This is a genomic window from Sorangium sp. So ce375, from assembly GCF_051473855.1.
In the GTDB taxonomy this organism is placed as follows: Bacteria; Myxococcota_A; Polyangia; order Polyangiales; family Polyangiaceae; genus Sorangium.
Genome location: NZ_CP150335.1, coordinates 12,521,967 through 12,547,054 on the forward strand (window position 1 = coordinate 12,521,967; position 25,088 = coordinate 12,547,054).

Sequence of the window (25,088 nt, forward strand, 5' to 3'; positions counted from 1 at the left end):
CGCGAAGCCTCGCTGTTTGGCATCTCGGCGTTAGCCTGAGCGAGCGCAACGAGGCGAGCGGCGCCCCTGGCGCGACCGATCAGAGCTGCCCATACTCACGGATCCGGTCGCGTTCTTCTTCATTGTCTCCCTTGTCGGGCTCCAGATCGACGACGATCCCGAGGCGCGATTCAACGTAGGCCGCCCAGAGGGTTCCATGCGCTGGAACGCTGGTCCAAGCGTTCATCTCGGTGATCGACAGGAGCCTATCCAAGCTCCGGTCAAAGATTCTTATGTCCCTGAATCGTAATCCGCACGTGAAGCCGAGCTGGGCGTTGACGTTGAGGGAATAGACTTCCCCGCCGAGGAAGAGATCGACGTGCGTGGTCCGGACAAGGGTCGCCTGCGGCCTCAAGGTCGTGGTGAACATGGGAAGAATGGCTCCGATCAATTGATAGAATTGAAGGCTCGTGGCCGCGCTCGCCCGGAACCGTCCCGCTTCGAACGTGCCGTGGATCCCCAATTTCTTGTCCTCGATCGTCGACATGTTCTCCTTGCCCACGCCGACGCCGATGAAGTACCCAATGTTGAGCTCCTGGGTGGGGCTCGCGGTCTGTCCAAAGCTCACCATGACCGTATGGACAGCCCCCGGAGCCGTTCCGCCACCATACGTGACTCCGAGCCTTGCGAGATGGGGGAGCTTCGTTTGAGCGATGCCGTTGAGGTGGAGGCCGTCCCAATGGAATTTCTTAGGCGGCCGTGGCTCCTCAGCTGATGCCAGAGCGGCGAGGGTGAGAACTCCGAGACCTGTCAGCGCGCGCAAGAATGGCGGCCCTGGCCCATTCGACCAGCGGGTCGATGGCTCCCGCGAGATGAACGGCGGCGTGAGATGGGTTCGAGTCATTCGACCTGCATGCGGGCGATGCACTCTGGGTTCTTTACTAGTGCGTCGATGTCGACGTCGCCGTACTCGTCTTTGGTCATATAGGCGCTTTCCATGGCGTTGATCGCGCGGACGTCGCTCGTGACGTCTGGCTGCGATGCGCTCTCGAAGTGTCTTAATACGGCGGAGCAGATCGAAGACTGGCCTATTGCTAGATTTCGAATGCTCAATACAGATTCGCAGTCGAGCGAGGTGTTGCTCAGTATTTCCTCGTATGCGTTGAATTGCTGCCTGAAGTCCCTGCAGTTCTCGGCCATCCTGTTGAGCTCCGCCGCTCGCGATGCGATGTCGCATTGCTTCGAAAGCGCTGGCTCAGGTGGAGGTGTGGGGCCGCCTTCGCCGGCGTGGGGCTTTCCCTCTCTCTCCTGGATGTGGCGGTCGCGGCGCTGGAGGGCATTTTCGCAGCTGACCAACTTCTTCCGGGTGACGCTCAGAGTCGACCGAACATCGGAGTCTTCATTTCTGGCGGCGTCCTGGTGTGATTGATGTTGGATTTTACTCTCCGCCGAGGCTCGTCCGAGATTGTATGCTGCTGCCGACGCGGCGATCGCGACGACCCCAAATCCGAGCCATCTTGTCGGTTTCGGTGATGTCTTCATGTGTCGAACGTCGCGGATTGAAATCCTGATAGCGCTCGCGAGAGCGGCGACCTTGGCCTGTTGGGCCGGCAGGCGATGGCTCCCGCGACCTGAGCGGAGGAGTGAATTCGAGTCATTTGGCCTGCATGCGGACTATGCACGCTGGGTTCTTTACCAACTTATCAAGGTCGATGTTGCCGTATTTGCTAACGACTGTGTAGGCGTCTTCTACCGCGCCAACGGCGAGAGGATCGCTCGTCGCGTCTTGGGTTCCGGGCTCCTCGTTGATTCTTGTAATGAGAGAGCAAATCTGGCGCTGTCTCCGGGCTAGGTCTCGAATGCTCAAGACGGTTTCGCAGCCGACCGTGCTGCTTCCCAGTATTGCCTTGTATGCATCGAAGTGTCTTCTGAAGTTCCTGCAGTGATTACCCGTTATGTTTATATCTTGCGCTTGTATCGCGACGATGCATTGCTTCGAGAGCTCTCGCTCAGGTGAAGGCGTGGCGTTGTCTTCGCGGATGTAGGGCTTCCGCGCTCCCTCGTGAAGATCGTGGTGGCGACGCTGGCGGGTCTCTTCGCAGATGGCCAATCTTTGCTGGGTGGCGCTCAGAGTTGACCGAAGATCGGGTTTGTTCTTTCTGACGTCCTGGCGCGTTTGAGTCCGGTTGTCGCTCGGCGCCGAGGTTCTTCCCAGATTGTACGCTGCCAAGGCGGCGACGGTGATGAACCCCAATCCAATCCATGTTGTCGGTTCTGGTGATGCTTTCATCTGTCGAGCCTTGTGGATTGATGGCGATCGTCGTCGGAGCCGCAGCTGGTGAGGTGTGAGGAGTCTCCGGGTACTGTGAGCTAGAGGACCGATCAGGTTGATTTTGCGATAATTCTGGTCGCTTCGATGGAAGGCTCGACGGTCTCGTCGGGCCATGATCTCGTCCGCGTCCGGAGGTGCACGGATGGAACGATGGTCGCCGCCGGTGGAGCTGTCGCGGCAAGAGCAGGCGCTGATGAAGCGGCTGACGCGCGTGAGAGCACTGTTCGGCTTTCTCAGGCAGCACCGGCACGAGCTGTTCGACGAGACGTTCCAGGAGCAGCTGGAGGGCATGTACCGGACGACGGGGGCAGGCGAGCCGCCGCATCCACCGGCGCTGATGTGCATGGTCACGCTGCTCCAAGGCTACGTCGGCGCTTCGGATGCCGAGGCGGTGGAGTTGTCCGTAGTCGACCTGCGCTGGCAGATGGTGCTCGGCTGCCTGGGTGCGGCGACGCCGCCGTTCTCGCAGGGCGCGCTGCAGGCGTTCCGAGAGCGGATGGTCGAGCACGAGATGGACCGGATGCTGCTGGAGCGGACCGTGGCGCTTGTTCGGTCCGGCGCGATGACCGAGGGCGAGAGGCGTGCGGTGTCCAAGGCGCTGCGCGTGGCGATCGATAGCCGCCCTTTAGCGGGGGCCGGGCGGGTTGAAGACACGATCAACCTGCTCGGCCACGCTGCACGCAGCATCGTCCGCGTCGTGTCGAAGATCACGGAGCGTCCGCCCGAGGAGATCTGCCGGAAGGCGGGCATCCCGCTGCTTCTGGCTCCCAGCATCAAGGCCGGGCTCGACCTGGACTGGAGCGACCCGAAACAGAAGGCGGCAGCGATTCAGATCCTGGAGCGGCAGGTCTCGTCGCTGCAGCAGTGGGTCGACCGTCACCTGGACGACGTCGTCGAGCAGCCGCTTCGCACCTATCTGGAGGCAATCACACAGGTTCGAGACCAGGACCTGGAAACAGCCGAGGATGGGACCGTTCGCATCCGGCAAGGCGTTGCGCCTGACCGCCGTGTCTCCATTGAGGACGCCGAGATGCGCCACGGTCGCAAGAGCCGCTCGAAGCGCTTCGACGGCTATAAGGAACACATCGCACGCGACCTTGACCTTCCCGTCATTGTCGCCTGCGCGGTCACGCCAGCGAATCGGCCCGAAGAAGAGGGTGCCGCACCGATCGCCGAGGACATCCAGCATCAGCGGCTACGCCTCGTCGAACTGCACATCGATCGCGCCTACGTCCACAGTCCCGTCGTTGACGACGTGATCCGCGCTGGCGGCCAGGTGTTCTCGAAGCCGTGGGGGCAGCGGGCTCGCAGCCCCGAGCTATTCAGCAAGCGCGACTTCAAGATCAACCTGCGCGTCAAGACAATCACGTGTCCGGCGGGACAGATCGAGGTGTTCGAACCGGGCGATACGGTCGAGTTTGACCCTGAGGAGTGTGGCGCGTGCCCCCTCCGAGCCAAGTGCACGCAAGCTGCCTCGGGGCGAGGGCGGACCGTGTCCATCGCCGAGGATGAAGCTCTGCAGGGCAAATTCCGGAAGTTGCAGCAGACAGGGCCAGGACGCGCCGTGCTCCGGCAGCGGACAGCTGTGGAGCATGCGCTCGCCCATATCGCGGCGCGGAAAGGACACAGCGCGCGCTACATCGGCGCCAGGAGAAATCTGTTCGACCTCCGACGCACCGCAGCCATTCAGAATCTTGAGGCGGCCCAGCGGCTGATCCAGGCGGCTGCATAACATATCGAAATTAGACGATTTTCAACATGGTCGGTGCTCTAGTAGTAGCAGGGGTCCTTCGTGGTTGGCATTATCCCGATGTCCTCAGGCTTGATGATTAGCGTGGCGCCGCTGCTGGGTTGTAATGACTCGCGTGTTACTGAGCACCGTCGTTGATGCCGATGGTGCGCCTGTCGATCCAGCTCTTTGATGGCAGGGTGCTCGACCCACCGGAGAACACCATCACCGAGGCGGATCAGGTGCGATGACGGGGGTGTCCGAGGGCAGCAAGCTGCCAGGGGGCTCCCCGGCCATGCATTGCGCCGAGTCCGATAAAATTCTCAGCGTAGCTACTCCTGAGCATGCTCGCGTTGGTCGAATCCAGGAGCACAGGAAAAGAGGGAGCGCACATTCCGTTCGCCTCTCGAAAATTACCAGCACGACTCCTCGTCCGTCGGCGCAACGAACGGAGTAGGTCAGCGGCAGGAGCGGAGCATCGGCGCGGCGCCGGCCACAAAATAGGCGACGAGAGGAGCTCGTTTGGCCGCGTGCCCCCTCCCGTCGTGCTCCGAATCGCTTGAAAGAGCGGAGCCCTCAACAGATCGTCCATTTGGACCTCGATGTCAAAGGCTGGCTCGGTTCCCCGCCCACCGTAGAGCGCGCGCGGCCAGCCCGCTGCCCCCGTTGCGGCGCGGCGGGGTGCCCGCTGGGGGGCGGGTTGGGACTGTGGGGTCACGGAACGCGGTCGCGGCAGGTGCGCGGGCCGCTGGCTGCCGGCGAGCGCGGCGGGCTCGTCACGATCGAGGCGCGCCGCTATCGATGCCGCCATTGCAGCGCCGCGATCACGGTCGTTCCGCGGGGCGTCGCGCCGCGACGGCACTTCGCCGCGACGGCGATCGGTCTGGCCCTGCTGCTCGTCGGCGTCGCCGGTGCAGCGCTCATCGATGTGCGGCGGCGCGTCAGCCCTTGGTCCGCCAGCTTCGATGCTGACAGCTGGGTGACCGTGCGGCGCTGGCTACGCGCCATCGACCAGGGGCACCTCTTTGCGGCGGTCCGCCCCAGTCCCCTCGCTTCATCGCTGCGGCAGCGGGCCGAGCGGGCCGCGATGACGCTCGTCGCGATGGCGCCTTTTGCGGCCGAGGTCCCCGAGGCCGCCGTCATGGCGGGCGCCGCGCGGGCTGCGTGATGGCAACAGGCCCGCTCGCCGGGCTCATGTCGGACCCCACCCGGTTGGATCCTCGGTCGGCGGAGCGCCTTGCGCTTGGATGGCTGTGCGGCCGGTGCGGTGTCACCGGCGCGGAAAGGACACGACGTGCAAGACCCCCTCCAGCCGAAGGACCAATCGGAAGCGGTAGCGCTCTATCGCAGCGAGATCATCGGCTCGCTCATGCACCGCGAGCTCGACCGCGGAGAGCTCGCCGAAGCGCTCGCCGACCTGAGCAAGCAGCGGTTTCGCCCACCGCGCGCCCATTCTCCGCGCACATACTCCGTCCCCACGCTCGAGCGCTGGTATTACGCGTACAAGGCGGAAGGCCTCGAAGGGTTGCGCCCCAAGCCCCGTAGGGACAAAGGCCGGGCGCGTGAGCTCACCCCCGAGCAACGACGGATGCTGCTCGATATCCGAGAGGAGCACCCGAGCGCCTCGGTCTCGCTCATCCTCGACACCCTGATCGCGGCGGGCCGGCTCGACAAAGACGCCATCTCCGCCACCACGGTGCGACGGCTGTACGCCGAACACAGCCTCGATCGCATCGCGCTGCGCGATCGCACGGGCGGCAAGGTGCGGCTGCGCTGGCAGGCCGAGCACCCCGGCGCCCTGTGGCACGGCGATGTGTGTCACGCATCGCCGATCCTCGTTAACGGCAGCCCGGCGCCGGTGCGGATCCACGCGCTGCTCGACGACGCCTCCCGGTACATCCTCGCGATCGAGGCGATGAGCGCCGAGCGGGAGGTCGACATGCTGGCGCTCTTCATCCGGGCGCTGCGCAAGCACGGCGCTCCCGACGCCCTCTACCTGGACAACGGCTCGACCTACCGCGGGCACACCTTGCACCTTGCGTGCGAGCGACTCGGCACCACCCTGATCCACGCCCGCCCGTACGACGCCCCCGCGCGCGGCAAGATGGAGCGCTTCTGGAGGACGTTGCGCGGGAGGTGCCTGGACTTCATCGGAGCGCTCGGGTCGCTCCACGACCTCAACGTCCGGCTCTACGCATGGATCGACGAGCACTACCACCGCACACCGCACGCGGCGCTCTTCGGCAAGTGCCCCGCGCAGGTCTACGAGAAGTATCCCCACGTCACCGACGACCTCGACGAGCGGAAGCTGCGCGACGCGCTCACGACCCAGGCCCGCCGGCGCGTGCGGCGTGACAGCACGCTCTCGATGGATGGGGAGGACTGGGAGACCGATCTCGGCTTCCTCGCCGGCCACCTCGTCACAGTGTCGAGGTGCCTCGTCACGCCGAACGAGCCGCCCTGGATCGAACACGAGGGCAAACGCTTCGCCCTGCACCGGGTAGATCCGGTGAAGAACGCCCAGCGGCCGCGACCGGCCTGCAACCTCGATGTCGCTCACGAGGCGCGCGTCCCCTTCGACCCGCCGAAAACGCTCCTGGACAAGGCTCTCGGACGGACGCCTCGCGGTGACGAGGAGGGATGACCATGGACTTCTGCAGCTACTTCAGCTTCACCGCAGAGCCATTTTCCAAGGAGGTCGAAGACGGCGAGCTTTGGCTCCCCCCGTCCAAGCAGATGCTCCTCGAGACGCTCATCGAGGCGGTGCACGCCAGAAAGAGCGTGCTGCTCGCCGGTGACCCCGGCGTCGGCAAGACGTGTCTGCTCCGCGCGCTCCGTCATGCCCTTTCGCCGCAGACGTTTCGCTTGACCTACTGCGCCAACGTGACACTTGGACGCCGGGACTTCTATCGCCAGCTCTGTCTGGCCCTCGGTCTCGCGCGCTGCAGCACCGCTGGAGACGTCTTCTACGCGGTCAGCACGCACGTCGAGGAACTCGCGAAGGAGCGCGTATTTCCGGTTTTCGTCCTCGATGAGGCCCATCTACTTCATCAGGACACACTCGATCATCTTCACATACTCCTTAATTACGCCTGGGATAGCCGCGCATTGCTTTCGCTCGTGTTGCTTGGCTTGCCCGAGCTCGGCGAGCGGCTCCGCGTGCGCCGCAATCGATCCCTGTATTCACGCCTCCATTACCGATTGACCATCGACCCGCTCACGCCGGACGATACGGCCGACTATCTGCGTGTACGTCTCGGCCGAGTCGGCTGCACGAAAGAGCTCTTCACCTCGGACGCGATCGCGATGCTGCACGAGGCGGCCGCTGGCAGCCTGCGCGACACCGATCGACTCACCACCGCCGCGCTCCGCGCCGCTGCGCGCAAGAAGCGCAAGCTCGTCGAGCGCGACATCCTGAGCCGCATCCTGCAGCTGGACGCAGAGGAGGCCGGATGAACCCCGTCCCCTTGGCCGAGGGGGACACGCGGCGCGGCGACGCCGCGGGCAGCGCAGCCGCCGCCCTCGTCGCGGCCCTCGCGCTCGCCCGCGACGCGCTCACCGCGCGCTACCCGGGCGACCCGGATCCGCTTTGCCCTCGCCTCTACGCCGTCGACGTCGTGCTCCACTACCTCGATCGGCTCGACGACGCTCTCGCTCGCTATCACGCCGTCCTCGACGGCGATGACCGCCTCCCCCTCCGCATCGACTGAGAGCGCCGGCGCTCTGCGACCGCCGCAGTCACCCGACGCATCGCCTCGCTGCAATCGCGGTGAGCGGAGATCCAGCTCGATGATAGCCATCACAGAGCCGGATCTTCCGGCCATCAAACAGCCTGCTCGGTAACACTCGCGACATTCATTGCATGACTTCGTGGCTAGTATGAGGAGGAATCGGTCCTGTAGCGGCATCGTCCTCTCGCAGTAGATTGGCTGAGGCCGGGGGGTCTCTTGTGCGCACAGCGCGTGGCACGTGGGGGATGGATCTATGCACGTCGATGTTGGTTTTTCATCGAGGATCGTGCATCCGGCTTGGGATAGTACCGTAGCGGAGATGAGCTCGGTGAGGCCGGGGCGGGTCGTTCGTGGACGACGAGTTGCTGCGGTCATAGGCTCTTGCTCCCAGGGGCATCTGATAGTGTCTCGCATTTGTCTCAAGAAGGAGGATACAGGAAAGGGTGTCGCTCTTCGATATTTCCGCTCACGTGGTCACGCCCGGACGGCGTGAGCGATAGCGTCGAGCTCGCCAAGGCACCCGCGCGGCGTCCGGGACGTCGCGGACGAACGAACAGTCATGCGGCCGATCATGGCCGATCCCGCTTTGCTTCCAGAGACCGACGGGGGCCAATCGGTGCGCGCGGTCCAGGCCCCGAACGCTCGCTGGCAGCGCACCCATTCCGTGGCGTGCAGCCGCCCCTCGGACGTCAGGGCCTACGCGGCCATGAAGCGGCTTCGGGCCGAGGGACGCGGCACGCTCAGATCCGGCGCGCGGGCTTGGCGACACCCAGGAACTGGAGCGTGCGGGAGAGGAATGCGGTCGCAGCAATGTGAACGGAATTTCATGTCGACGCCCGGGAGGCGTCGTCGGCGGGAGAAGGTCGTGTGCTCATACCCAGATTTGCGGGGAGCTCTCCGGGTCCGTTTGGGAATCGTGTGGCGCGGTGCACGGGACGGAGGTGCTCGTGGGCGCCGCCTGCGGTCGCCGGTGATCCGATGAGCTTCCCTCAGGGGACCGGCCGCGGTCCGGAAGGGGTAGCTGAGCTTTGCTCCGGCATCGGAGACGGTCCGGAAGGGGTAGCTGAGCTTTGCTCCGGCATCGGAGGCGGCCCCGGCTGGGTAGCTGAGCTTTGCTCCGGCATCGGCGACGGTTCGGATCGGGTAGCTGAGCTTTGCTCCGGCATCGGCGACGGCCCCGGCTGGGTAGCTGGGCTTTGCTCCGGCATCGGAGACGGTTCGGAACGGGTAGCTGAGCTTTGCTCCGGCATCGGCGACGGCCCCGGCTGGGTAGCTGGGCTTTGCTCTGGGATCGGCGATGGTCTGGATCGGGCAGCTGAGCTGCAAGGCGTAACCTGAAGCATCCCCTCGAATTTTTCGGAAAATTCACCGGAAGACGGGGAGTGAAATCCCCCCAATCTCCCCGTCTCCCTGTTCAGCTTCACGTCAAAATGCGAGCAGAGCGAGGGGACTTCTCAGCGGTGCACTTCTCGACGTCTGCTGCTCTTGTCGTCGGGATCTTGCCAGGTCCGTTGACGGATCGAGACAGGTGCTTACCCCTGCCCGGGACGTCCGGCGGGTACCGGACGCTCACAACGCGTCCAGCGCGGGGGCTGGGGAGCACGGCGCTCGTGTTCCTTTGCCGCCCGGCGAAGGACATCAACGAGAGGTATCCCCCTCATGGCCAAGCCTTCCAATCCAGTCCACAAGAAGAAGCCGGCTGCCGGCAAGCCCGCGGCCCCGCTCCAGGCGGCGGCGGCGTTCGACAGGATCCTCCCGGAGATCGAGGCGCTGAGCCCGGAGCGGCTCATCTCCATCAAGATCGACATTCCTCGCGCCGTCTCCCAGGTGCTCGGCGTCCTGCCAGGCCTGCTCGCGCTGCGCCCCGCCATCGCCGAGCAGCTGCAACAGCACGATATCGCGCTGCTCGACCGGCTCGAGACCTACGCGTTTGCCGCGTGGTACGCGCACCTCCTGTGGCTGTCCAGCGGAGGTGCCGAGAACGCGCTAAGGCCGCTCCTTACCGAGGCGGCCGCGCTGCGCGAGAACCTGCTGGGCGACGCCGAGGCGCTCGCCCGTCGCGGCCTGCTCGACGCGGAGACGGTCGCGGAGATCCGCGCGGGCCACGGGCACATCGACACAGCCAACGACCTCGTGGCGCTCTCGGCGCTCCTCGGCGGGAGCTGGTCCGACATCGCCGGTAAGACGGCGGCGACCGAGGCCGAGGTGAAGCGCGCCGGAGAGCTCGGACCGCAGCTGCTCGCCACCCTGGGCGTGCGGGAGCACGGCAAGGGGCCCGGGCCGACCGAGGCCGCGGACAAGCGGGCGCGCGCGTTCGCGCTGCTCGTGCACGCTTACGACCAGACCCGCCGCGCCGTGGCCTACCTGCGCTGGAACGAGGGAGACGCCGACGCGATTGCTCCGTCGCTCTACAAGGGCCGTGGCGGCCGCGGCGCGTCGCCCAGCGACACAGCGACCGAGCCAGAGGACGTCGCCGCGCCGGGCGGCGCGGCAGCGCCGGCCGCACCGGAGGTGGTGCCCGAGGGCGCGCCGCTCGGCGGCTGATACCGCGGGGCAGAAATCCCGCCAGAAATACCGGTCGATGGCGAGCGGCCGCCGGAAATAGTAGCAGGACGCGTGCCCGCGTCCCCGCGCTCTGCCGGCTCAACGGCTGGCGTTCAGCGGCGAGATCCCGAGCGCAGCGAGGGCCTCCTCGCTTCAACGGCCGAGTTGGCGAGCGCCAGTGGATCGAGACGTCATGACTGTCCCACGCTCGCGCCCAGGGCGACGAGAAGCTCGTCCAGTTGCTCGAACGTCTCGCCCATCCCATCTGTACTCCCGGCGCCACGCTCGAGGTCTTCCTTCGAGGGATAGAGATCGTGCACGACCACCAGCGTCTTGCCGCCCTTTTCCTCCAAGGTCACCGTGGTGACGGCCCCACCCTCACCACCTTCCTCGTTGGTCCATACGAGGCGCGAGTGCGGTGTCACTTCGAGGTACCTACCGAAGAAATCCATGGTCGAGCCATTGTGGCTGAACACCAAACGGTACCCGCCCCCGACACGAACATCCATCTCGCAGGAAAGCAGGGACAAGCCAGCCGACTTCGGTACCCACCACCGCTTGAACAGCTCGGGCTTGGTCCACGCCTCGAACACGATGCGCGCCGGACCGTTGACGGTTCGCGTGACGACCAGCTCACGCTCGGACTTCCGTTCCACCGTCGTGCGGTTCTTCAGGGTGGTGGGCTCACTCTCTCTTCTTGTGTCCATCGACCTTCTCCTTCCGTTTCAGTTCGTCGACTACCTTGTCCAGCTCGTCGAAGCGCGCGTCCCAGAGCTGGCGGTACCGCTCGATCCATGCCGCCTCTTCCTCCAGTCGGCGCACGCCGAGCCTGCAGGTCCGCACGCGCCCGACCTTCTCCGTGGTGACGAGCCCGGCCTGCTCCAAGACGCCGACGTGCTTCTTCATGCCCGTGAGGGTCATGTGGAATTTGTCGGCAAGGTCCGTGATCGAAGCGTCTCCACGTCCGAGCTGCTCCAGAACGCCGCGGCGGGTGGCGTCGGAGAGCGCGGCGAACGAGGCATCGAGGCGAGTCTTCGAATACTGAACCATCCGGTTCAGTGTGTACCGCACCGAGCGGCGGCATGCAAGGGGAGAAGAGCGCGGGGCTGCGTTGCCGGCCGCCTTCACCCCCAATCGCTCCCGTTGGCTGCGTACCGGCATGCAGCCGCTGCGCGCGGGCGATCTCAGCAGAGCCCGGGGGCGCAGGCGAGCGGCAAGGCTAGCTTTGGAGGCGCCGACGCGGCGCCTGCGCGCTCTGGTTCGTCTGGCCGCGGCTCGAGCCGGTGATCATCGCCGGGTAGCGGTCGAGGTCGCCACGCGCCGAGGCGGGAGCCATGAACGCGGTGGGCAGAGGAATTCAAATCTGCCGCACCTGGCGCCGCGCCCAACGGGGCCGGCCTCTGGTAGCCTCCGCCGCGCCGCCGACCGACCGGCGGAAACGAACGGAGAAAGAGACACCACCATGGCCATCGTTCTTTACCACCACCCGTTTTCGCGCGCCGCCAACACTGTGTGGATGCTCGAGGAAGTCGGCGTCGAGTACGAGCTCAAGTTCGTCGACATCATGGCCGGCGACCAGAAGAAGGAGGACGTCACGAAGCTCAATCCGATGGGCAAGCTGCCCTTGCTCGTCGACGGCGACACCGTCGTCACCGAATCCGCGGCGATCGGCCTCTATCTCGCGGATCGTTATGCCTCGGGCCGCCTCGCGCCGAAGCTCGACGACGCGGCGCGCGGCACCTATTTTCGCTGGTCGCTCTTCGCCCCCTCGGTCATCGAGCCCGGCTCGATGGCCAAGGCCGGCAACTGGGAGTTCCGCGCCGGCTCCGCCGGTTGGGGCAACTACGACGACATGATCGCGACGATGGAATCGGCCATCTCTGGCCGTGACTTCGTCCTCGGCAAGGAGTTCTCGATGGCCGACGTCATCTTCGGCGGCACCATCGCGTACATGCTCGACTTCAAGATGCTCGAGCCGCGCCCGAGCTTCACCGGATACGCCGAGCGGGTCAAAGCCCGCCCGGCGTACGCGAAGAGCGAGGCGCGCAACAAAGCCGTGATGGACGAGCGCGGCCTCAAGATGCCTGGGGCTTAGAACGCCCTGAAGGACTGAAGCGGAGCGCCTCGGCGAGCGCCGTAGGAGCGCCGCGTCCTCTTCCTGCGCTGTGCGCTACGGCGACGTGGCAAGAGAGCCTATGCGCTGCGGCATTACCCACCTGTCATCGATCGCGGCATCGGCATCGTAGAGCTGGCGCGCGCCGTAGAGGCGCGCGGCTTCGACTCGCTCCACCTCCCCGAGCACACCCACCTCCCGGTGAGCCGACGCACGCCTTACCCCGCCGGTGGCGAGCTCCCCGACGAATACAGGCGCACGCTCGATCCCTTCGTCGCGCTCTCGCCGGCGGCCGCCGTGACCTCGCGCATCCGCCTCGGCACCGACATCCGCCTCGTCGCCCAGCGCGACCCGATCGTCACGGGGCGCTGGCCGCGGTCCGGCGGCCACCCCTCTTAACGCGGCGCTCCGAAGGAGCCCTGCCAGCCATGTCCTCCCTCGGGCCCGGAGATACCGGAGGGCTGGTCGATTGGAATTGACACCGGCAATGTGAACGTTCACACTCCAGTCGACGGCCATCCGTTCGTTCTTGGTTTGCTCGGGTCCTCCTGAGTACCGAGCTCTTCGTCAATCTGATCCATTCGGTCGAATTTTACACCGATCCTGTTCGCTCGGTCGTCGCGGAAGCGGTTGCTGATCGATGGTGATCGGCGTTTTGCCAAGAGCGATCCAGTAGAGGACGCGACAACCCTCGCTTGTTCGACGGCTGCCATGAAATCCTGCCTGCTGTCCACCGGAGATGATTTCGTCAAGGATCCGGCGATGCTGGCGGAGCGACCGGATGGCAAGCTCGGGAACGAGGGAACCTATGTTGCAGCGGGTCGTGCTGAGGCGCTCCTCGGGCGCTCCGGTGTCATCACATCGGCCCCGTCCGGGGGCTCGTCTGAGCCGGGTGGGAGGCACTTTGCAAGGGAGGCGGATCCCGCAAGGAACGCTCTGTCACCTGAGGTGAGCGTGGCGAGTCGCCCTTGATACGCTCGAATCGTTTTGTTTCCTTTTCACCTGATTCCGGGACGTAGGAGACCTGTGATGCAATATCAAACGTTCAGCCGACTTGCCTTTTGTGTCACCCTCGCGAGTTGGGTCGCGATTTCGTGCGCCCCCGCCGAGTCCGACTCGAACAACGACGGAGGGGGCGGAGCGACGGCGACCGGTTCCGTCAGTAGCGCGAGCGGCAGCGGCGTTGCGACCTCCAGCGGCAGCGCGAGCAGCAGCGGCGTTGCGACCTCCAGCGGCACCACCGCGGCTGGGACCGGCGGTGACAACAGCGGCGGGAGCGGCGGGGCTGAGCCGACCGGCAGCGGCGGTACGGGCACGGGCGGCTGGCCCGAAGGAGCCATTCCCATGGGGAACGCGCCTGTGCCGAGCGCGGGGTGCGGCAAGGCAACCACGTTGACGAGCAAGGAGTATACGATCTCGAGCTCGGGCCAAAATCGCGTGTACTACGTCGATATGCCCAAGAACTACGACATGAACAAGCCCTACCGGCTGTTCTACACCTCCCATTGGATCGGCAGCCGCTGGCAAGACGTCAAGGGGCAAGACTTCTACTTTCTCAAGCCGCAGCTGGAGGCCGACGGAGAGCAAGCCATTTTCGTGGCCCCCTCCTCGGACGGTGCAACGTGGCAAGAGAAGGACCACGCGCTGTTCGACGACATCATGAAGCTCATGAATGAAAGTGTCTGCTACGACACGACCCGCGTGTTCGCGACCGGCTTCAGCTTCGGAGGGATGATCACCTACTCGCTGTCGACGAACCATCAAGCGGAGATCCGCGCGGCCGTGGGCATCGCCCCGGCCAACTACAACATCTGGTTGCCTGAAAAGACACATAAGCCCATCGCTTGGATGCACACGACGGGCATGAGCGACGGGACTTGCCCCTGGGTGAACAACGAAGGTCAAAAGAAAGGGGCCAAGTTCATCGCCCTCGAAAAAGCCGAAGACAACGGGTGCACGATCCCGAACAACATCCCGACTTCAAACGGCGCGTACAGCTGCTACGATTTCCAGGATTGCGATCCGGAACATCCGACGCGGGTGTGCACCTTCGGCGGCGGGCACACGAACATCGACGGCAATCCGAATTGGATTCCCATCGAGTCGTGGAAGTTCTTCAAGCAGTTCTGACCGACGTCCTCGCCGCGGACGGGACCCTCGTGCCGCGCGGAGCTCCTCGGCGATCAGCCCGCTGCGCTCCCATCGCTCGACGCGAGCTCCGACCGTCACGGGGCTGCGGTCATGGTGATCGCAGCCCCGTTTTTCTTTGTCGGGTCGAGGCGCCGTGCGACCCTGAGGGACATGGGCATCGGCTTTAGGGGGTTTTGTTGCCTGGGCCTCTGGTGCTGCCTGCTCGCCTTCGCCTGCGGCGAGGGCGAGCAAGGCAATGACGGCGGCAGCGGCGGTTCGAGCTCGCAGGGCGGAACAGGGGGCTCGGGCCAAGGCGGCACGACCGCGGCCGGGCCGCTCGCGATGGACGGCTTCGTCGAGGCGTTCACGCGAGCTTCGTGCGAGCTGCTGCACGGCTGCCTCGATCCCAACGAGGACGCGCTCGCGCTGCGCGCCCTGCGCGGAACGGTAGACGAATGCACCGCGGGGATGCTGCCGAGCGTGGCTGTCATGGTGAACCCCTGGATCCAGGGCGTCACCGACGGCGACCTCTCCTACGACGCCGACGCCGCCCGGCGCTGCGTGAATCGCGTCCCCGAGCTTTGCGGAGTCTACGAAGCCGAGGAGTTCGGCGACGCGTTCGAGCTCGTGTGCGAAGACGTGTTCGAAGGGGACGTCGCGATCGGCGGCGCCTGCCGCCAGGATGTCGAGTGCGCCGGCTCTGCGGTCTGTGGCGGGGCTGGGAGCGCCTGCGGCGGCGCGTGTCAGGAGCGCGGTGCACCCGGCGCCGCGTGCAGGAGCCGCCAGGATTGCTCCGCAGCCGGCGCCGACGGAGCTGGTTGCGTCGACGGCAGCTGCATCTCGCTCAGCGTCAGCGAGACGAGCGCCGGGGCCGACGAACCCTGCGGGCTGGTCGTGAACGACGACGGCACCGGCGAGCTCACGACCTGTGCTGCCGGCCTCTGGTGCAAGGCGTCGGGGTCGGGTGCCGGCGAGGGCACCTGCGTGCCCCCGACGGCCGCGGGCGCGGAGTGCTTCGACGTGCACGAGGTCTGCGAAGACGGCGCCGTCTGCCTCGACGCCGCCGCGGGCATGTCCTGCACCAGGCTGAACCGCCGCATGCCGGGCGAGAGCTGCGGAGGGGCCGAGTTCTGCGATCTCAGCGCCGCGTACTGCTCGGAGGGCGAGTGCGTGGCCCTGGGCGACGGGAGCGAGGGCTCCACCTGCCTCACCTTCTCCTGCAAGGAAGGCCTGCGTTGCGACATCCCCGAGGGGCAAAGCTCGGGGCTCTGCGCGGCGCTGCTCGACGACGGAGAGACCTGCCAGCGCGACCGCGACTGCGCCTCGGGGCAGTGCGACAGCAGCGGCGCCGACCTGGTGTGCGTTCCGGCCTTCTGCCCCTAGAGCGGTGGTCACCCGCTTCGGATACGGGCCCATCTCGACGTTTTCGGTGCTCAGCGCACCGGAGTGCGCTTCCGCGCCGAAAACGCCGATCTGGACCCGTCTCCTGCGCGGGTGACCGCCGCTCTGCGACGTTCGTACCAGGCTCAGCTGAAAACCGCTCTAGAGCGACAAACGGGTTGAAACCACGAGAAAAAGCAGGGATTTCACGGGGAGGCGGGGAGCGAGAGACGGCAAGAGCGATAAATTCATTTTCTTTCTTCCTCCCCGCCTCCCCGCCTCCCTGTGAGAATTCTCCGGGTTTCAACGTGATCGGTATTCTAGGCGACGCAGGCGCGGGCGACGCGGATGCGAAGGCGGCGACAACGTACTTCGGCAGCGGCCGTGGAGGTGCGCGCCGCGTGCGCGACAAAGGTCGCGAGGTGCTCGGCCGATCACTTGGGGGAGAGACGGATGCCCGCGAGCAGGGCATCGAACGCGGCGCGGTCGAGGCGGGTGGTGTAGATCATGTACCTGCGGCGCGCGGGAGGAGGACCCTCGAAGTGGGCGACGAGGACCTCCTTTTCATGGCCGAAGAAGTGGCTGGTGCGGCTGACGGTGGCCTCGGCGGAGCCCACCCGGACCTTCCAGGTCTCCACGGCTTTCATGGGGCCTCGGTCGCGCCTGGGTGCACCTTCCCAGGCAAAGAGATAGAGGCCCTGTCCGGAGGCGTCCTGGTAGCTCCGGAAGTGCTCCACGGCGGGGCTCCCCGGGATGAGGGAGGAGACCTCCTCGCGGGTATCGGCCTGGAGGGTGAGCCCGGTGGGAAGGGTCAGAACGAGATCGACGAAGGTCGGTGCGCTCGAGGTCATGGTCGGGCTGGTGCCGGGGGTGGAAGCGGCGGTGGTAGGTGGATCCGCGTGTTCGGGCGAGGTGCCGCTGGAACAGGAGAGCGCGAGGGCGGAGGCGAGCCCCTGGATCAAAGGTCGCATGCCCGCAGGGTACAGGAGATCGAGCGTGCGAGAGAGCGTATCTGCGTGGTGCGCCAAGCGTCCGGACTCCAGGGGGCGTTCGGAGTTTCTTGACGACCTCACGCGCCTGCACACCCAAGAGCCGCACGAGCTGGGCGTGGTCCAAACTCCGCCGGTGCCAAGTCACACTCTTTGGAATATATAAGTAGCTGGTCGTAGTGCGTCGCGTTGACGAGCGAGCGAGTAAGGTTTTCGATGATCGTCGAGAGAGGCTACGCGCTCCGCGAGAAAATCGAGGAAACTGCCGATTTTGCCCTGTACCGCGCATACCACGAGGGCGACGGCGTCCCGGTTTTGCTGAAAATCCTGTGCGCGGAAGGATCGACCGGCGCCGAGGTCGTGCGCTTCAAGCACCAGTACGAGCGCATCGCGCGCCTCGCCTCGCCGCGCCTCGTCGCCCTGCGCGGCGTCGAGGCGCTCGCCGGCTCCTTGATCGTCGTCCTCGAGGACTTCCCGGGCCGCGATCTCGCGCGGATCCTCGCCGCGCGCCCGTCACGCAGGATGCCGGTCGGCGAGGCGCTCGATCTCGCGGCCGCGCTCGCCGAAGGTCTCGCCGCGGTGCACGTGGCCGGGCTCGTCCACCGCGATCTGCGCCCGCAGAACGTGCTCGTCGGCGCGCGCGGCGCGGTCAAGATCAATGGCTTCGGCGTCGACGCCGAGATCACCCACGCGCACGAACGGCTCTACGCGCCGGCGGTCATCGCCGACGTGCTGCCCTACGTCTCCCCCGAGCAGACAGGCCGCATGAACCGCGGCGTCGACTACCGGACCGACCTCTACGCGCTCGGCGTCATTCTGTACCAGATGCTCACGGGTCGGCGCCCCTTCGAGGCCCTGGACCCGATGGAGCTCATTCACGCGCACCTCGCCCTCGCGCCCACGCCGCCGTCCTGCGTCGATCCGACCATCCCCGAGGCCGTTTCCGACATCGTGCTCAAGCTGCTCGCGAAGAACGCCGAGGAGCGTTACCAGAGCGCCGAGGGACTGCTCGCCGACCTCGAGCACTGCCGCGAGGCCCTGCGCGGCACGGGGACAATCGAGCCCTTCGTCGCGGGCCAGCGCGATCGTCAGGACCTCTTCCGGATCCACCAGAAGCTCTACGGCCGCGAGCAGGACATCGAGGCGCTCACCGCCGCGTTCGAGCGCGCGGTGGAGGGGGGCCGTGTCGAGCGCGCGCTGGAGGGGGGCCGTGTCGAGCGCGCGCTGGAGGGGGGCCGTGAGATCGTCCTCGTCTCCGGCTACTCGGGGATCGGGAAGTCCTCGCTCGTACACGAGATCTTGAAGCCGCTCGCGCGGCAGAAGGGCTATTTCACGAGCGGCAAATACGACCAATACAACCGCGGCGCGCCCTACAGCGCGGTGATCCAGGCGTTCGACGGCCTCGTGCGGCAGATCCTCACCGAGAGCGATGCGCGCATCCAAGGCTGGCGGAGCGCGCTCCTCGAGGCGCTCGGGCCGAACGCGCACGTCGTCTGTGACGTCATCCCGTCGCTCTCCCACGTGATCGGCCCGCAGCCGCCCGTCCCGTCGCTCGGCCCGATCGAGGCGCAAAACCGCCTGAACCGGTGCTTCTTGCTGTTCGTCTCGGTGTTCGCGCGGCGCACGCACCCGCTCGTCCTGTTCCTCGACGATCTTCAGTGGATCGACCCCGCGAGCCTCGGGCTGCTCCGCGCGCTCCTCGCCGACGACTCGCTCGATGCCCTCTTTTTCTGCGGCGCTTACCGTGACAACGAGGTATCGCCCGGGCACCCGTTCGTCATGGCGATCGAGGAGCTCAAGCAAGCCGGGCTCGTCGTGCGCAACATCGTACTCGCCCCGCTCGCGCGCCCGCACCTGATCGAGATGCTCTCGGATAGCCTCAAGCGCAGCGACTGTGGGCCGCTCGCCGATGCGGTGCAGAAGAAGACCGGCGGCAACCCGTTCTTCGTCAAGGAGTTCGTCCGGCCGCTGCACGACCACGGCGTCCTCGCGTACGCAGCCGGATCAGGCTGGCGCTGGGACCTCGCGGCGATCGACGCACTCGGGTACACGGACAACGTCGCAGACCTCATGGTGCGCACCATCGCGCGCCTGCCGCCGGCGACGGTGAAGGCGCTCAACCTCGCCGCGGCGATCGGCAACCGGTTCGACCTCGACGTGCTCGCCGCGGTGAACGAGTGCTCGCCGGAAGACGCGTACGCCCGCCTCGATCCCGCCGTGAGCGAGGGGCTCGTGATCGCCGGGCGCGGCGGCTACCGCTTCGCCCATGACAAGGTCCAGGAGGGCGCCTACGCGATGATCCCGGAGGCGGACCGACCCGCCTTCCACCTCCGGATCGGCCGGCTGCTCGCGGGCAAGCTAGACCTCTCGGAGAGCCAGAGCCTCTTCGACGTCGTCGGCCACCTGAACAGCGCAGGCGACCTCGTGTCGGACCCCGCGGAGCGCCTGCACCTCGCCCGCATGAGCCTCGAGGCCGCGTGCCGCGCCGAGGACTCGGCCGCCTTCAGCGCCGCGCTGCGCTACCTGCAGTTCGGCCTCCTGCACCTTCCGGAGGACGCCTGGGCGTCACAGTACCCGCTCCGCCTCGAATACGCGAAGAGAGCCGCCCTGATGCTCTCGCTCTCGGGCCAGCATGACGACGCCCTCGCGATGCTCTCCGAAGGCCTGGAGCGGGCCGCGAGCCGGCTCGATCGCACCGAGGTGCTGCGGCTCAAGATGAACGTGCAGGTGCTCAAGAACGACCTGCCAGCCGCGCTCGCGGAGGGGCTCGAGGCCCTGCGCCCGTTCGGGATCGACCTGCCTCTCTTCCCGGACGACGCCATGCTCGACGCCCAGGTGCGGGCGACGATGGAGCTCGTCCGGGAAAGGACGATCGAGGCGCTGCCAGGCCTGCCGCCGCTCGCGGACCCGGAGATCCTCGCCATGCAGGACGTGCTCCAGGAGCTCTTTCTCCCCTGCTACTTCCTGGCCACGAACGACCTCGGCATCACGGTCGCGAAGATCCTCGAGAACACGCTGCGCCACGGGCTCTCGAAGAACTCGATCTTCGGCTGCATGAACTTCGGGATGCTCCTCTGCGCCCGCGGCGACATCGCGCTCGGCTACCGCTTCGGCCGCGCCGCCATCGACCTCGCGGACCGCTACACGGACAAGAAGTCCGAGGCGATGCTCCGCAATATGTGGGGCGCCTTCGTGCAGCATTGGCGAGAGGGCTACGCCGCCTGCAAGGCGTCGCTGGTCGCCGGGATGCACGCCGGGCTCGAGACGGGCCAGTACATCTGGTCGTTCTACAACACGGCCAACGGCATCACGAACAGCCTCCTGCGCGGCCTCCCGCTCTCCGACCTCCTCGCCGAGGCGCGGAGCTACCAGCCGATGCGCAAGCTCGACGAGTTCAATGCCATCACCTGGGCGGTCGGCGCGGTCGGACAGATCGCGCACCAGCTCTCGGTCGAGGCCGAGCGCCCCGCCACGCTCAAGGGGGCGTGGGTCGATATCGACGAGGTGATCGAGGAGTCCCGCCGCATCGACAACCAGGCCTCGTTCTTCTTCGCCCACTTCTACATCGTCATCCTCCGCGTCTTCCAGGGGGCGTTCGAGGAAGCGGCGCGCGCTGCGCTCTCGCCGAACATCGAAATCCCGGCCGTGGCGGCCTGGCATGGCAACCCCGCGTTCCATTGCTACGCAGGCATCGCGTTCACGCAGGCGGCGGACGTCGTCTCCCCAGCGGAGCGCGCGCTCTTCCTCGCCCGCGCCGAGGTCTCCGCCGAAAAACTCTCGCGCTGGGCGGACCTCTGCCCGGAGAACCTGGCGCACCGCCGCGCCCTCCTCCTCGCCGAGCTCGAGCGCGTCCGCGGCGACGCGCGCGCCGCCGGGGACCGCTACGACGAGGCGATCGCTCTCGCGCAGCGCGGCGGCTATCTCCACGACGAGGCGCTCGGCAACGAGCTCGCGGGCCTCTTCTTCCGCGCGCTCGGCAAGGAGACCATCGCCGGCGCCTACCTGACCAAGGCGCACAGGGCGTACGGCCGCTGGGGCGCGACGGAGGCGATGCGGCGCCTCGAGGACGCGTACCCCGACCTCGTCCCGGGCGAGAGCCTCCGCGGCGAGAGGAGCCCGCAGGCCGGCGCCGCGCTCGACGTCGGCTCGGTGCTCAAGGCCTCTCAGGCCATCTCGGGCGAGATCGTCCTCGACCGCCTGCTCGACGCGCTCATGCGCATCATGGTCGAGAACGCCGGCGCGCGGCGCGGCGTCCTCCTGCTCCTGCGTGATGGACGGCTCGTCGTCGTGGCCGAGCACCACATCCGGGATGCGTCGGTCCGCGTGCTCGGCGCGGCGCCCCTCGAGGGCCGCAAGGACCTGCCGGCCAGCGTCGTCACGTACGTGGCGCGGACGCGCGAGACCGTCCTGCTCGACGATCTCGCGATCGACGGGCCGTTCGGGCGCGATCCCTGCTTCGCCGGCGGTGCGCCGCGCTCCTCGCTCGCCGCGCCCATCGTCTACAAGGGCCGCCTCGCCGGCGTGATCTATCTCGAAAACGACCTCACCCGCTCTGCCTTCACCCCCGATCGCGTCGAGGTGATCCGGCTGCTCTCCGCCCAGGCGGCCAACGCCATCGAAAATGCGCGCCTCTATGCGGATCTGCAGCAGGAGAACGCGGAGCGACGGCGCGCCGAGGAGGTGCTCCGCCATTCCCTCTCGCTCCTCGAGGCCACGCTCGAATCGACGGCGGACGGCATCCTCGTCGTCGACGACGAGCAGCGCGTCCTGTGTCAGAATCACAGGTTCACGGCGATGTGGCGCATCCCGGACGAGATCCTCTCCACCGGGTCGGACGACACGTTCCGTACGTTCGTCTGCGACCAGGTCCTCGATCCCGAGGCGTTTCTGCAAAGGATCCGCGCTCTCTATGCCTCGCCCGAGGAGTCCAGCTTCGATGCCATCCCGTTCGCGGACGGGCGCGTCTTCGAGCGTTATTCGCAGCCCCAGCGCCTCGGCGGGCGCGTGGTCGGGCGGGTCTGGAGCTTCCGCGACATCACCGCGCGCGTGCGCGCCGAGCAGCAGCGCGATCAGCTCCTCCTGGACGAGCGGCGGGCGCGCACGGCGGCGGAGGAGGCCGTGCACCTGCGGGACGAGTTCCTTTCTATCGCCTCGCACGAGCTCCGCACCCCGCTCACCAGCCTGCAGCTCGCCATTCAATCGCTGGGGCAAAGGCTCGCGCGGGGCATGGACGTCGAGCGCGTGCGATCCGCGGTCGCCCTCTCTGGCCGCCAGATCAAGCGCCTCACCGATTTCATCGATATGCTGCTCGACGTCTCCCGGATCCAGGCGGGGAGGCTCGAGCTGTATACGGCGCCCGTCGAGCTGCGCGCGCTCGTCGACGAGGTCGTCGCCCACCTCGGCGATCAGATCGCGCAGTCAGGCAGCGTGGTCGCCGTGCGCGCGGAGCAGCCGGTCATCGGCCGGTGGGACCCGCACCGCCTGGAGCAGGTCGTGACCAACCTCCTCACCAATGCGATCAAATTCGGGGAACGCCAGCCGATCGACATCACCATCACCCGGGAAGATCGGGTCGCGCAGCTCTCGGTGGCCGACCGTGGGATCGGGATCTCGGCCGAAGTGCAGGCGCAGCTCTTCGAACGATTTCGCCGCGGCGTCTCGTCGAAGCATTACGGGGGGCTCGGGCTCGGCCTCTACATCACCCGCACCATCGTCGAGGCGCACGGCGGCCGAATTCGCGTGTCGAGCGAGGTCGGCCGGGGCTCGACCTTCTGCGTCGAGCTGCCGCTCTCGACCGAGCGCGCGGGGGATTTGTCGTCGTAGCGATCGCCTCGAGCGGCTTCGTGAGCCTGGAACGGCGACGTTCGAGGAAGGGAACCGTTACTGTCGCTCGACAGCTCCGGCCGCAGGGCAGCGACCCAGGGTGAGGTCGCGGTACCGTGCTCGATCGCTGGCAACGAGATGGGCTCAGCGTCGACGTGATCCGCCTTGTGGAGGGCCTCCTCCTCTCGCGAGCGCTTCACCGGACCTGCGGAGCCTGGCTTCGCCGGCGCCGGGCGGCGCCGCCGCGGCGGCCTGGAGCGGGCGGATCTCCAGGCCCCGCCGCCGCAGGGCGTGGGCGATGCCCGCCTGGAGATCGCTGCGGGTGGTCACGCCGCTCAGGTCCACGCCGAGCTGCACGATGGTCTGCGCGACGGTGGGCGCGATGCCGACGAGCACGACCTCGGCGCCGAGCAGCGCTGCCGCGCGGACGGCCCGGAGCAGATGGTCGGCGACGCCCGTGTCCACCATCGGGACGCCGGTGACGTCGATGAGGACGACCGTGGCCCGCTCGCGCTCGATCGCGGAGAGCAGCGAGCCCATGATCTGCTCGCTCCGGTTCGAGTCGACCGTGCCCACGAGCGGCAGCACCAGGATCCCGTCGTGGACCGGGATAACGGGCGTCGAGAGCTCGCGCACGACCTCGAGCAGCCGCGCCTGGCGGTCGTAGGCCTGCTCGAGCTGCGCGAGCTGCTCGGTCCGCTCCCGGTCCCTCCGCGCCCGGAGGATCGCGGCGGCGAGCTGGTTCCCGAACGCGGCGATGAGCGCGACCTCGTCCTCGGTCATGCGCTCGTCCGAGCTGCCGACGCCCAGCACCCCGAGCGCCTCTCCGCCCGCGCGGAGGGGCACGTACACCCCGGTCCGCAGGCCGGCGTTCGTGGCGGCCTCACCCCAGGCTTCGGCCTCGCGGCGCTCGTGGAGATCGTGGCGCACCACCGGATGGCCTTGATGAAACGCTGCGACCGCCGCGTTCCCAGGGCTGTCCAGCGGGTGCAAGGTGGAGAGATCGTATCCGAAGTCCCTGCCGAGCCCGGCGCGGGACGCGAGCACGCCGCGCTCGTGGTCCACGAGCCCGATCCAGCTGATCGGATAGCCGACCTCGTTCACGAGGAGCTCCGCCGTCCTGTCGAGCAGCGGCGCCTCCTCGGAGATCACGGCGACGGCGTCGCCGGCGCGGTAGAGCGCCTGCACCAGCCGGACCTTCTCGTCGATCTGCTTGCGGCTCCGGATGCCGAGCAGCGTCACGGCCGAGAGCTGGGCGACGAGCGTCAAGAGCTGCCGCTCCTCCGGCGAGTACACGTGAGGCGCGCCGTAGTTGGCCGACAGGGAGCCAAGGAGCCGGTCGCCGTGCATGAGCGGGAACAGCGCCATCGAGCGAATGCCCATCTTGTCGACCATGAGGCGCCGCGTCGCCTCGTGGAGACGCGGGTCGGTGGCGCAGTCCTCATACAGGATCGGATCGCCCGCGGCGATCTTCTCCAGGCCGGGGTAGGCCGAGCGCTGCAGGCGCGTGCCGGCCGGGACGGGCGGCGCGCTGCCGCGCTTCCAGACGCCCACGATCTCCAGGACGCTGTTCGCGTCATCGCAGAACCTGCTGAGGTAGAAGGCGTCGTGGCCCAGGCAGCCCAGGCTCTCGATGGCCGCTGCGAACAGGGACGCCTCGTCGGTCGCGCACGTGATCGCGCGGGTCGCCGCGATCATGGCGGGCACGAGGTCGAGAGGCGCCGGCGTCCCGCCGACCTCACGCGCGCCGTCGCTCGCCGGCAGCCTGTGCTGGGGTCCGTCAGGCCCTAACGCGGTCGCCGGCGCTTGCCGGGACGCCAGCGGCGCAGGGATCTCATCGCGTGTCCCGTGGAGCGCCGCGGGCGATGGGAGGTCGTCCGAGTCCGTCATCCGTCCATGCTACGCCTCGTTCGTGCCAGGTGGAACCTGACGCGTCCGTCGCCGTACTGCGCCTGCACCTCGCTGTGCGACGCCACGCCCGCGTACGTCGTCGACCGCGACACGGATCGGTCGCGTGCCACGCCGCACGCCGGTTCGAGCGCCGATTACTGCGCTCGTTTGGCGGAGCGAGCCGGAGGGCCTCCTCGGTGGAATCGACGACTGGGTGGTTTATCTTGGCCACAGCGGTCGGCGGGAGCCTCTCGACGGCCTCTGTGGCATCAAAGAGACCGCGTTCGCTCCACAGCCTGCGGGGCTCGGGTGAGGCGAGACCCCGCTGGCGCTCCGGACACCAAAAATGCGCTTGCCAGGCCGCTCTGTGAGGGCATCATGGCCACCTGATCTCCCGGAGTGGCCCCAAGGGCCGCAGGCATGCCTTCGCAGACCCTCTCGACCAAGC

The 25,088-nt window shown here is 67.1% G+C and carries 17 protein-coding genes and 1 pseudogene; 11 read left to right on the forward strand and 7 right to left on the reverse strand.

The window, feature by feature from the left end; all coding sequences use genetic code 11:
• Nucleotides 1-79: 79 nt before the first annotated feature.
• From WME90_RS46535 to WME90_RS46545, 3 genes are all read right to left on the reverse strand, one after another.
• Complete coding sequence (locus WME90_RS46535) at nt 80-610, reverse strand: hypothetical protein (RefSeq protein ID WP_437278557.1); 531 nt, start codon at nt 608-610, stop codon at nt 80-82.
• Between the two features lie 269 nt (nt 611-879).
• On the reverse strand, nt 880-1,521 hold the full coding sequence (locus tag WME90_RS46540) for a hypothetical protein (RefSeq protein ID WP_437278558.1): 642 nt from the start codon (nt 1,519-1,521) through the stop codon (nt 880-882).
• A gap of 112 nt (nt 1,522-1,633) precedes the next feature.
• Complete coding sequence (locus WME90_RS46545) at nt 1,634-2,269, reverse strand: hypothetical protein (protein WP_437278559.1); 636 nt, start codon at nt 2,267-2,269, stop codon at nt 1,634-1,636.
• Between the two features lie 184 nt (nt 2,270-2,453).
• Here WME90_RS46545 and WME90_RS46550 point away from each other — a divergent pair, with 184 nt between their 5' ends.
• The 6 genes from WME90_RS46550 to WME90_RS46575 all read left to right on the forward strand — a co-directional run bounded on the left by WME90_RS46550 (nt 2,454) and on the right by WME90_RS46575 (nt 10,315).
• Nucleotides 2,454-4,043: an IS1182 family transposase gene (locus tag WME90_RS46550; RefSeq protein WP_437278560.1), complete on the forward strand. Its 1,590-nt coding sequence runs from the start codon at nt 2,454-2,456 to the stop codon at nt 4,041-4,043.
• Nucleotides 4,044-4,776: 733 nt separating this feature from the next.
• Nucleotides 4,777-5,208 (forward strand): hypothetical protein, encoded by a 432-nt coding sequence (locus WME90_RS46555; RefSeq protein WP_437277924.1) that lies wholly within the window; start codon nt 4,777-4,779, stop codon nt 5,206-5,208.
• A 126-nt stretch (nt 5,209-5,334) separates the two neighbouring features.
• Nucleotides 5,335-6,684 carry a helix-turn-helix domain-containing protein gene (locus WME90_RS46560; protein ID WP_437277925.1) on the forward strand — a complete coding sequence of 450 codons (1,350 nt, stop codon included), beginning with the start codon at nt 5,335-5,337 and terminating at the stop codon, nt 6,682-6,684.
• Nucleotides 6,681-7,496, forward strand: a complete 816-nt coding sequence (locus WME90_RS46565; RefSeq protein ID WP_437277926.1) for an ExeA family protein — start codon at nt 6,681-6,683, stop codon at nt 7,494-7,496. Before WME90_RS46560 ends, WME90_RS46565 begins: the two co-directional genes overlap by 4 nt.
• Complete coding sequence (locus WME90_RS46570) at nt 7,493-7,750, forward strand: hypothetical protein (protein WP_437277927.1); 258 nt, start codon at nt 7,493-7,495, stop codon at nt 7,748-7,750. Before WME90_RS46565 ends, WME90_RS46570 begins: the two co-directional genes overlap by 4 nt.
• Before the next feature lie 1,680 nt (nt 7,751-9,430).
• On the forward strand, nt 9,431-10,315 hold the full coding sequence (locus WME90_RS46575; protein ID WP_437278561.1) for a hypothetical protein: 885 nt from the start codon (nt 9,431-9,433) through the stop codon (nt 10,313-10,315).
• Between the two features lie 191 nt (nt 10,316-10,506).
• On the opposite strand, the gene WME90_RS46580 is transcribed toward WME90_RS46575, so the two are convergent.
• Together WME90_RS46580 and WME90_RS46585 are read right to left on the reverse strand one after the other, a co-directional pair.
• Complete coding sequence (locus WME90_RS46580) at nt 10,507-11,022, reverse strand: SRPBCC family protein (RefSeq protein ID WP_437278562.1); 516 nt, start codon at nt 11,020-11,022, stop codon at nt 10,507-10,509.
• A complete protein-coding gene (locus WME90_RS46585) occupies nt 11,000-11,365 on the reverse strand; it encodes an ArsR/SmtB family transcription factor (RefSeq protein WP_437283752.1) in 366 nt (121 codons plus the stop codon). The genes WME90_RS46580 and WME90_RS46585 overlap by 23 nt, the downstream gene beginning before the upstream one ends.
• Before the next feature lie 412 nt (nt 11,366-11,777).
• Here WME90_RS46585 and WME90_RS46590 point away from each other — a divergent pair, with 412 nt between their 5' ends.
• From WME90_RS46590 to WME90_RS46605, 4 genes and pseudogenes are all read left to right on the forward strand, one after another.
• A complete protein-coding gene (locus tag WME90_RS46590) occupies nt 11,778-12,410 on the forward strand; it encodes a glutathione S-transferase family protein (protein ID WP_437278563.1) in 633 nt (210 codons plus the stop codon).
• Nucleotides 12,411-12,515: 105 nt separating this feature from the next.
• A pseudogene (locus WME90_RS46595) lies at nt 12,516-12,785 on the forward strand (LLM class flavin-dependent oxidoreductase); the annotation flags it as partial.
• Between the two features lie 672 nt (nt 12,786-13,457).
• Nucleotides 13,458-14,558 carry an alpha/beta hydrolase family esterase gene (locus WME90_RS46600; RefSeq protein WP_437278564.1) on the forward strand — a complete coding sequence of 367 codons (1,101 nt, stop codon included), beginning with the start codon at nt 13,458-13,460 and terminating at the stop codon, nt 14,556-14,558.
• Between the two features lie 171 nt (nt 14,559-14,729).
• Nucleotides 14,730-15,941 (forward strand): hypothetical protein, encoded by a 1,212-nt coding sequence (locus WME90_RS46605; protein WP_437278565.1) that lies wholly within the window; start codon nt 14,730-14,732, stop codon nt 15,939-15,941.
• Nucleotides 15,942-16,372: 431 nt separating this feature from the next.
• Here WME90_RS46605 and WME90_RS46610 read toward each other — a convergent pair whose 3' ends face one another.
• Entirely contained in the window at nt 16,373-16,789 is a 417-nt protein-coding gene (locus WME90_RS46610; RefSeq protein ID WP_437278566.1) for a hypothetical protein, read from the reverse strand.
• Nucleotides 16,790-17,143: 354 nt separating this feature from the next.
• On the opposite strand from WME90_RS46610, the gene WME90_RS46615 reads away from it, so the two are divergent.
• Nucleotides 17,144-22,750 carry an AAA family ATPase gene (locus tag WME90_RS46615; protein ID WP_437278567.1) on the forward strand — a complete coding sequence of 1,869 codons (5,607 nt, stop codon included), beginning with the start codon at nt 17,144-17,146 and terminating at the stop codon, nt 22,748-22,750.
• A gap of 144 nt (nt 22,751-22,894) precedes the next feature.
• Here WME90_RS46615 and WME90_RS46620 read toward each other — a convergent pair whose 3' ends face one another.
• A complete protein-coding gene (locus tag WME90_RS46620; protein ID WP_437278568.1) occupies nt 22,895-24,640 on the reverse strand; it encodes a GAF domain-containing protein in 1,746 nt (581 codons plus the stop codon).
• Nucleotides 24,641-25,088: the final 448 nt, after the last annotated feature.

Bases quoted from the DNA above. Each gene is read 5' to 3' on its own strand.
- WME90_RS46575 (WP_437278561.1), top strand. From the start codon at position 9,431: ATGGCCAAGCCTTCCAATCCAGTCCACAAGAAGAAGCCGGCTGCCGGC.
- WME90_RS46590 (WP_437278563.1), top strand. From the start codon at position 11,778: ATGGCCATCGTTCTTTACCACCACCCGTTTTCGCGCGCCGCCAACACT.
- WME90_RS46540 (WP_437278558.1), bottom strand. From the start codon at position 1,521: ATGAAGACATCACCGAAACCGACAAGATGGCTCGGATTTGGGGTCGTC.
- WME90_RS46620 (WP_437278568.1), bottom strand. From the start codon at position 24,640: ATGACGGACTCGGACGACCTCCCATCGCCCGCGGCGCTCCACGGGACA.
- WME90_RS46605 (WP_437278565.1), top strand. From the start codon at position 14,730: ATGGGCATCGGCTTTAGGGGGTTTTGTTGCCTGGGCCTCTGGTGCTGC.
- WME90_RS46600 (WP_437278564.1), top strand. From the start codon at position 13,458: ATGCAATATCAAACGTTCAGCCGACTTGCCTTTTGTGTCACCCTCGCG.
- WME90_RS46535 (WP_437278557.1), bottom strand. From the start codon at position 610: ATGGTGAGCTTTGGACAGACCGCGAGCCCCACCCAGGAGCTCAACATT.
- WME90_RS46545 (WP_437278559.1), bottom strand. From the start codon at position 2,269: ATGAAAGCATCACCAGAACCGACAACATGGATTGGATTGGGGTTCATC.
- WME90_RS46565 (WP_437277926.1), top strand. From the start codon at position 6,681: ATGACCATGGACTTCTGCAGCTACTTCAGCTTCACCGCAGAGCCATTT.
- WME90_RS46610 (WP_437278566.1), bottom strand. From the start codon at position 16,789: ATGACCTCGAGCGCACCGACCTTCGTCGATCTCGTTCTGACCCTTCCC.
- WME90_RS46585 (WP_437283752.1), bottom strand. From the start codon at position 11,365: ATGGTTCAGTATTCGAAGACTCGCCTCGATGCCTCGTTCGCCGCGCTC.
- WME90_RS46570 (WP_437277927.1), top strand. From the start codon at position 7,493: ATGAACCCCGTCCCCTTGGCCGAGGGGGACACGCGGCGCGGCGACGCC.
- WME90_RS46615 (WP_437278567.1), top strand. From the start codon at position 17,144: ATGATCGTCGAGAGAGGCTACGCGCTCCGCGAGAAAATCGAGGAAACT.
- WME90_RS46580 (WP_437278562.1), bottom strand. From the start codon at position 11,022: ATGGACACAAGAAGAGAGAGTGAGCCCACCACCCTGAAGAACCGCACG.
- WME90_RS46550 (WP_437278560.1), top strand. From the start codon at position 2,454: ATGGAACGATGGTCGCCGCCGGTGGAGCTGTCGCGGCAAGAGCAGGCG.